Genomic DNA, 1,072 nt, shown 5'->3' on the forward strand with positions numbered 1-1,072 from the left:
CCGGCGCGTCAGCCCCCCCGCTACGCAGGGGGGGGGCGTTCTCCTCCCGCCCCGGCCCCGCGGCGTGGGTGGGGGGCAGGCTCCTACCCACCACCCCCCCCCCCCACACCACGCGCCGCTCCAGCGGGCTGAAGATCAGCAGGTCGATGGCGATGCCGACGAGCAGGATCAGCAGGATGGCCAGGAACACCTGCGGCATGCTGCTGTTGTTGCGGCCGTTCTCCAGCAACTGCCCGAGCCCGACGCCGAGATCGGGCGAGGAGGCGATGATCTCGGCGGCCATCAGGGAGCGCCAGGAGAACGCCCAGCCCTGCTTGAGGCCGGCCAGGTAGCCGGGGAGCGCGGCGGGCATGACGATGTACCGGGCCCCGCGCAGTCCGGTCGCGCCGAGGGTGCGCCCGGCGCGCAGGAACAGCGGGGAGATCTGGTCGATGCCCGCCACCAGGCCGTTGGCGATGGACGGGACGGCGCCGAGCAGGATGACGGCGAACATCATCGAGTCGTTCAGGCCCAGCCAGATCACGGCCGGCGGCACCCAGGCGACCGAGGGCAGGGACTGCAGACCGGACAGGATCGGGCCGATGGCCGCCCGGACGAAGCTCACCCGCGCCACGAGCAGCCCGAGCGGGGTGCCGATGGCGAGCGCCAGCAGGAAGCCGAGCAGGCCGCGTGAGACGGACGTCCAGACGTAGTCCAGCAGCGTGCCCTGCAGCCAGGCGGTGCGCGCCTCGTCCCACACGTCGGCGGGAGAGGCGAGCTTGTAGGGGGGAGCGACCTCCGCCCAGACCAGGACCTGCCACACCACCAGCACCAGGACGACGGCGGTGACCGGCGGCAGCACCTTGCGCACCAGGGTCTGACGCAGCGGTGTGCGAACCGTCTGCGTCGAGTCCAGCGCGTCGAGGCCGGCCTCGACGCCCGCGAGGTCGTCCGGGTCCTGGGGTGCGGTGGTGTCCTTGGTGACGCCGACTGCTTCTTCAGTGCTGGCCATGACGGCGGATCTCTCCTCGGAGCTGTTCGGTGATCTCGGCGGACAGCTCCGCCACGGCTCTGTCCTCGATGCGGCGCGGGT

The 1,072-nt window shown here is 72.2% G+C and carries 2 pseudogenes; both read right to left on the reverse strand.

The features are described 5' to 3' along the window. Positions 1-79: 79 nt before the first annotated feature. Positions 80-991 (reverse strand): annotated as a pseudogene (locus ACZ56B_RS28950) (ABC transporter permease); the annotation flags it as partial. Continuing rightward, positions 978-1,072, reverse strand: a pseudogene (locus tag ACZ56B_RS28955) (ABC transporter ATP-binding protein); the annotation flags it as partial. The pseudogenes ACZ56B_RS28955 and ACZ56B_RS28950, both read right to left, overlap by 14 nt.

The organism is Streptomyces sp. NPDC034670 (assembly GCF_055574875.1).